The organism is Streptomyces alkaliphilus (genome assembly GCF_014141535.1).
GTDB classification, from domain to species: Bacteria; Actinomycetota; Actinomycetes; order Streptomycetales; family Streptomycetaceae; genus Streptomyces; species Streptomyces alkaliphilus.
Map to the genome: position 1 here is coordinate 1 of NZ_VKHT01000215.1, position 6,256 is coordinate 6,256.

Genomic DNA, 6,256 nt, shown 5'->3' on the forward strand with positions numbered 1-6,256 from the left:
GTGTCGGCACCGATCCCCGACGGGGCTCCCGCCTCTCCCGACGCCTCGGCGACGGTGTCGATCCCATCGATCCGGGAGGCGTCCCCGGCGTTCCCGGCCCCGTCGCTCCGGTGCCCCTCCCGCGCGGCGCCGGCCGGCTCACCGGTCCCGCCCCCGGCCGGGGGGCCGACGGGCCTCGGGGCCTCGGCCGCCAGCGCCGCGGCGGAGAGCACGACCGGCAGCGCCAGCAGGGCGCCCACCCCCTCACCGGTGGTCACCCCGAGGTCGGTCACCGGCTCCAGGTTCATCCGGTCCAGCGCCTTGGCCTGCCCCGGCTCGCCCCCGGTGTGACCGGCCAACCACCAGTCGGGTGCCCGAAAGGCGATCCGCTGCGCCAGCAGCGCGCAGGCTGTGGTGACCACGCCGTCCAGCAGGACGGGCGTGCGCCGCACCGCGGTCTGGAGCAGGAAGCCGGTCATCGCGGCGAGGTCGGCACCCCCCACCGCGGCCAGCAGCCGCATCTGGTCGCCGAGGACCGGCCGGGCGCGCCGCAGGCCGTCACGGATCGCGGCGCACTTGCGCATCCAGGTGGTGTCGTCGATCCGCAGTCCGCCGCGTCCGGTGACCACCGAGGCGTCGGTGCCGCACAGCGCCCCCGTCAGCACCGCCGCGGCGGTGGTGCCACCGACCGACAGGTCCCCGAGCACCACCAGATCGGTTCCCGAGTCGGCCTCCTCGTCGGCGATCGCCATTCCGGTGCGGAAAGCCCGCTCGGTCTCCTCCCGGGTGAGAGCGTCCTCCGTGTCCAGACGACCCGACCCCCGGCGCACCCGGTGTCGCGTCACCTCGGGGGGCAGGCCCAGCGGATCGCAGTCCAGGGCCATGTCCACCACCCGAACCGACACACCCGAGCGCCGGGCGAGGATCGCCGCCGGGCTCTCGCCGTCCAGCAGGGCCCGGACCGGCACGTGGGCCCCGGACACCGGCCGCGCGGAGACCGCGGCCCTGGCCACGCCGTGGTCACCGGCGAAGACCACCAGCCGAGGACGTTCGATCGCCGCCGCCGGGGACCGGCCCTGCACCCCGGCCAGCCACACACCCAACTCGTCCAGCCGGCCCAGGGTCCCGGCGCCCGGAGCCCGGGCCGCCCGCAGGGACTCGGCGGCACGCCGCACGGCCGCGTCCGGACGCTTGATCAGATCGCCGAAGACGTCGAGGTCGAGACTGCCGTCGCTCATGGGCCCGAGCGTACCCGTGGCGGTTGTCCCGCCTCCGCCCGGCGGACGGTTCCCGGGGTGACCGACGGGCCTCAACCGCGCAACGGCAGCACCGTCCCGGCCACCACCAGGAGCACCTGTTCGCACTCGGTCGCCACCGCCGCGTTCAGCCGGCCCAACTCGTCGCGGAACCGCCGTCCGGCCGGCGTCGCGGGCACCACCCCCGAGCCCACCTCGTTGCTCACCGCCACCACCGTGCGGGGGGTGGTCCGGATCGCCCCGGCCAGTTCACCGATCCGCCGCCGGACCTCCGTGGCGGCGCCGTTCCGCCAACGGCCCTCCTCCCAGGCTCCGGCGGTGTCCATCACCGCGGTCAGCCACAGCGACAGGCAGTCCACGAGGAGCGGGGGGCCCTCCGCGCGCAGCAGTGGCACCGGATCCCGGGTCTCCTCGGTGGACCAGCCGACCGGCCGCCGTTCCCGGTGCGTCCGTACCCGCTCCCGCCACTCCGCGTCCCCGGCCCGCTCGCCGCCGGTCGCCGCGTAGACCACGTCGGGGAAGGTCGCCAGACGACGCTCGGCCTCCAGGGACTTGCCCGACCGGGCACCGCCCAGCACCAGGGTGCGGCGCGGCACCAGGGGCGTGGGCACCGGGCCCTCGGTGGAGAACGCCGCCCCGTCCGGAACGGCTCTGGCCCCGGCGGCGGCCAGCCGACGGCGCAACTCGGGTCCCGGCGGCACGTCGTGGTCGAGGTGGACGGCCACCAGGTCCGTGGCCGGACCGATCGCCCCGTCCGCCCGCAACCGGGCCACCGCGTCCGGGCGTTTGATCACGTCCACCAGGCACAGGTCCACCGGCCGGGGGTCGGTCCGGCCCCCGGCGGGCCCCGCCCCGGGCGGCAGATACAGCAGTCGCTGCCCGTCCGGGCCGGTCACCGCGTAGCCGGTGCCGGGGGAGTCCGGGGCCACGGCCCGCACCCGGTGCCCGGTCAGCAGGACCACCTCCTCCCCGGCGGGAAGGCGCACGGCGGGCGGCAGGTCCTCGGGAAACCCGGGCAGCGGACCGTCGTGCGGGTGGGCGAGCACCACCTGGCGCACACCGTGCAGCGTGCGTCCCGCCCTGGCGGCCGCCAGGGCGGCCCCCGGCGTCAGGTCCAGCAGCAACACCCCGTCCACCAGCACCGAGGTGGCGGCCCGGGCCCCGGGGCCGAGGGCGCGGGCACAGGCCGCGCAGGAACAGTCGGGCCGCGGCAGCCCGGGGGGAGCGCCGGTGCCGAGCAGGGTGATGTCCACCCTCCGATCCTGCCGCCTTCCCGCCCGTTCGCGCGCGGAGGGCTACGCTTCCGGGCAGTATTTCCGGGTGTTCCGGGGCTCTCCGGTGTTCCCGGCACACCACCGACGACCCCGGGAGGCGCGCATGGCCTGGCAGTGGCGGTTCGAGAAGGCGGACGGGACGGAACACCCACCCGCCGACCCGCCGGGCGGGTTCGGCACCCAGGGTGATGCCGAGAGCTGGTTGGGGGAGACCTGGCAGAGCCTCACGGCCGAGGGCATCGACCGGGTGGTCCTGCTGGAGGACGGCGCGGTGGTGTACGGGCCGATGGGCCTGCACGCGGAGGATCCGCCCGCGGATCCGCCCGTCCCCGGCGACTGACGTCCCGGGGCCGGTGGCCCGGCACGGTTCGAGGGGGCGGACACGACGGAGGTCGTGACCGCCCCCTCGGACGTTTCCCCGCCACCGGCGGGCCGGTTTCAGCGCGGTGCCTCGCCGCGCTTGACCTGCGGCTTGGGCAGGCGAAGGCGCCGCACCTGGAGGGTGCGCATCAGCGCGTAGGGGTAGGCGCCCTTGTGGCTCTCGTTCGGGAAACGCTCCTTGAGGGCCCGCTTGAGGCGGAAACGCAGCGCGACCCAGTCGACGATCATGGCCAGGATGATGCCCATCCACAACAGCAGCGCGAACGCCTGCTGGCCCGGCACCATCGACAGCACCAGGATGATGATCGCGTAGATCAGGAAGTACTCGGCGACGTGCCAGCGGGTGTCCACGAAGTCGCGGGCGAAACGGCGCACCGGACCCCGGTCCCGGTAGGGGAGGAACTCCTCCCGGCCGGTGACCAGCGCCTCGCGCTGCTTCTCCATCGCCTTGCGCCGCGCCTCACGAGCCCGGCGGGCGGCCTCCTTGCGGTCGGTCGGCGGACGCGCGGTGGCCTTCCGCAATGCCTCCGCCTCGCTGCGCTTGGGGGTCGGGCGGCCCTTGGGCGCCTGCGGATCGCGGGCCCGCGACGCCTCCTCGGGGGTGGGCTCGGCGGCCGGTGACGACTGGTTTTCTTTCGAGCGGCTTCGGAACACATGCCCAGGGTAAGCGGTGGTCCCCCTCCGCGGACCCCTCGGTGGGGCACGATCCGGCACCGATGCCCGCACCGTTCGATCACCGTCCGGTCATGGGCGGTTCCGCGGCGCGTTCCCCGACGCCTTCCGGGGACCCGGGGTCCGTCCCTCCCGGGTTCTCGGGGTTCGCACCGCTCCCGGGGCAGGGGTGGCGCCCGGGACGGGTGTGGCGCCCGGGGGATCCCCGTCATCCTCCGGCGGTAGGCCGGCCGGGGTGATCGTCCCGCAGGTGGAGCCCTTTCGGGGGCATCCGGTGCTGATATGGAAGCGGGACCCGTAGGGTAGGGGTACCAGGAACGGTGAACACTCGAGGCAGTCCGAAGGGGGCGCGCGAGACCCATGAGCGGTGTCATGAAGCGGATGGGGATGATCTTCCGCGCGAAGGCCAACAAGGCCCTGGACCGGGCGGAGGATCCGCGCGAGACGCTCGACTACTCGTACCAGAAGCAGCTCGAGCTGCTGCAGAAGGTGCGACGCGGAGTGGCGGACGTGGCCACCTCCCGCAAGCGTCTGGAGCTGCAGCTCAACCAGCTGCGGGGCCAGTCCGACAAGCTGGAGGACCAGGGGAAGAAGGCGCTGGCACTGGGGCGCGAGGACCTGGCCCGTGAGGCGCTCACCCGCCGGGCCGGTCTCCAGCAGCAGGTGACCGACCTGGAGACGCAGCACCAGACCCTCCAGGGCGAGGAGGAGAAGCTGACGCTGGCGGCCCAGCGGCTGCAGGCCAAGGTGGACGCCTTCCGCACCCGGAAGGAGACCATCAAGGCCACCTACAGCGCGGCCCAGGCGCAGACCCGGATCGGCGAGGCGTTCTCCGGCATCTCCGAGGAGATGGGCGACGTCGGCATGGCGATCCAGCGCGCCGAGGACCGCACCCAGGAACTCCAGGCACGTTCCGGCGCGATCGACGAACTGCTGGCCTCCGGCGCACTGGACGACGTCACCGGCACCTCCAAGGACAGCCTCACCGCCGAGCTGGACCGGGTCTCCGGCGACGCGGGCGTGGAGCTGGAGCTGGAGCGCATGAAGGCGGAGCTGTCCGGCGGGAGCACCGAGCGGCAGGCGCTCGAGGGCGGTGCCGGCGGTGCCGGCCAGGCCGAGCAGCAGAACCCCCGGTTCGACAAGCAGCAGTGATCCGACGGTCGGTCCGTCGGCGGTGACCGCCGTTCGCCACCCCCGTGGTGGCGGCGTCGTCCGCCGGCCCGGCGTCCGACACCGGTGTCCCGGTTCCCGAGCGGGCCGGACCCCGGAACGCGGTCGGTCGCCCCGTGCGGTCGTCCCCCGTCCCGCTTCGGGACGCGCGGGCGGGCGCACGGTCACGTGCGACGGGGGAAGCGGTCCGTTCGGGCCGCGCCGTCCCGCGCATCCCCGAGCAACAGACGAAGCGTGCAGGCAGCCCGTAGCAAGGAGCGCGGTGTGATCGTAAGGATCATGGGGGAGGGGCAGGTCCGGCTGGACGACAGCCACTTCCCCAAGCTGAACGAGCTCGACGACGAGCTCATGACCGAGGTGGAGCAGAACGACCACGAGGGGTTCCGGCGGACCCTGGCGGCTCTGCTGGAGGCGGTGCGCTCGATGGGTACCCCGCTGCCGGACGACTCCCTCGAGCCGTCCGAGTTGATCCTCCCGGCACCGGACGCCACCATCGAGGATGTCCGGGCCATGCTGTCGGAGGAGGGTCTGATCCCCCTCGAACCGCCGGCCCGGTCCTGATTCCGATGAGTGTCACGGCGCCCCGTTTCCGTTCCCGGAAACGGGGCGCCGTTTCCGTGGCGGGGGTTCCGGGAGCCCGGCGTGTCCCGGGAATCCCGGTACCGCCGGTCACCGCCGACGCCCGACCGTTCGGAGGCCGTTTCCACCCCGGGAACCATCCCCGACTCATGGGTGGTCTCCCGGCCCTGGTGGTCCTGGCCGTCACCCTGGCGATCTCGGCGACCGCCCTGCACTACCCCAAGGGCGGGGGGGAGCTCGGCTTCCGGGCCCTGCCGCCGCACACGGTGCTGCTCGCGGTCCTCACCTGCGCGGCGCTGGTCGTGCGGCGCTCGCGCCCGCGCACGGTGCTCGCCGTCACCGTTCTCCTCGCCCTCGTAGAGTGGACGATCACCGTCGTGTGGCTGCCGGTCGAGCAGCGCAACAACGCCATGGTCATCGCGCCGGTGGTCGCCCTCTTCTCGGTGGCCGCGGGCAACGACCGCCTCGCCGCCCGGCGGGCCGTGGCGCTCGCCCTGCCCCTGCTCCTCGCCGGTGCCCTGCTCCTCGGCCCCCGCCCCTGGTACGCCGCCGAGAACCTCGCGGTCCTGGCCTGGGGCCTGGTGGCGGTGGCGGCGGGCGAGGCGGTGCGCAGCCGTCGTGCGGCGCTTCGGGCCATCAGCGAGAGGGCCGAGCGGGCGGAGCGCACCCGGGAGGAGGAGGCGCGCCGTCGGGTGGCGGAGGAGCGGGTGCGGATCGCCCGCGAACTGCACGACGTGGTCGCCCACACCATCGCGCTGATCACGGTGCAGGCCGGGGTCGCCTCGCACCTGATGGACAGCAGGCCCGACCGGGCCCGCGAGGCGCTGGCCCACGTCCGGGAGGCCGGTCGGCGTGCCCTGACCGAGTTGCGGGAGACGGTGGAGGTGCTGCGTCAGCCCGACGAGTGCCCGGCTCCCACCCACCCGGCGGGCGGTTCCGCCGATC

The 6,256-nt window shown here is 74.6% G+C and carries 7 protein-coding genes; 4 read left to right on the top strand and 3 right to left on the bottom strand.

Annotation, left to right across the window (positions count from 1 at the left end; translation table 11 throughout):
* Together FNQ90_RS09485 and FNQ90_RS09490 are read right to left on the bottom strand one after the other, a co-directional pair.
* On the bottom strand, window positions 1-1,217 hold a 1,217-nt coding region (locus FNQ90_RS09485), incomplete at its 3' end, for a nicotinate-nucleotide--dimethylbenzimidazole phosphoribosyltransferase (protein ID WP_182605960.1).
* Window positions 1,218-1,288: 71 nt separating this feature from the next.
* Window positions 1,289-2,488 carry a bifunctional adenosylcobinamide kinase/adenosylcobinamide-phosphate guanylyltransferase gene (locus tag FNQ90_RS09490; RefSeq protein ID WP_182605961.1) on the bottom strand — a complete coding sequence of 400 codons (1,200 nt, stop codon included), beginning with the start codon at window positions 2,486-2,488 and terminating at the stop codon, window positions 1,289-1,291.
* A gap of 124 nt (window positions 2,489-2,612) precedes the next feature.
* Here FNQ90_RS09490 and FNQ90_RS09495 point away from each other — a divergent pair, with 124 nt between their 5' ends.
* Window positions 2,613-2,849: a hypothetical protein gene (locus FNQ90_RS09495; protein ID WP_182605962.1), complete on the top strand. Its 237-nt coding sequence runs from the start codon at window positions 2,613-2,615 to the stop codon at window positions 2,847-2,849.
* 98 nt (window positions 2,850-2,947) lie between these two features.
* Here the strand turns inward: FNQ90_RS09495 and FNQ90_RS09500 are convergent, their stop codons facing one another.
* A complete protein-coding gene (locus FNQ90_RS09500; protein ID WP_182605963.1) occupies window positions 2,948-3,544 on the bottom strand; it encodes a DUF3043 domain-containing protein in 597 nt (198 codons plus the stop codon).
* Between the two features lie 390 nt (window positions 3,545-3,934).
* On the opposite strand from FNQ90_RS09500, the gene FNQ90_RS09505 reads away from it, so the two are divergent.
* The 3 genes from FNQ90_RS09505 to FNQ90_RS09515 all read left to right on the top strand — a co-directional run.
* Complete coding sequence (locus FNQ90_RS09505; RefSeq protein ID WP_182605965.1) at window positions 3,935-4,714, top strand: PspA/IM30 family protein; 780 nt, start codon at window positions 3,935-3,937, stop codon at window positions 4,712-4,714.
* Between the two features lie 282 nt (window positions 4,715-4,996).
* A complete protein-coding gene (pspAA, locus tag FNQ90_RS09510) occupies window positions 4,997-5,293 on the top strand; it encodes a PspA-associated protein PspAA (RefSeq protein ID WP_143620272.1) in 297 nt (98 codons plus the stop codon).
* Window positions 5,294-5,460: 167 nt separating this feature from the next.
* Window positions 5,461-6,256, top strand: a 796-nt coding sequence (locus tag FNQ90_RS09515) for a histidine kinase dimerization/phosphoacceptor domain-containing protein (RefSeq protein ID WP_182605964.1), incomplete at its 3' end; no start/stop codon positions are given.

Coding starts and splice junctions, on each gene's coding strand:
- FNQ90_RS09495 (WP_182605962.1), top strand. CDS start 2,613: ATGGCCTGGCAGTGGCGGTTCGAGAAGGCGGACGGGACGGAACACCCA.
- FNQ90_RS09505 (WP_182605965.1), top strand. CDS start 3,935: ATGAAGCGGATGGGGATGATCTTCCGCGCGAAGGCCAACAAGGCCCTG.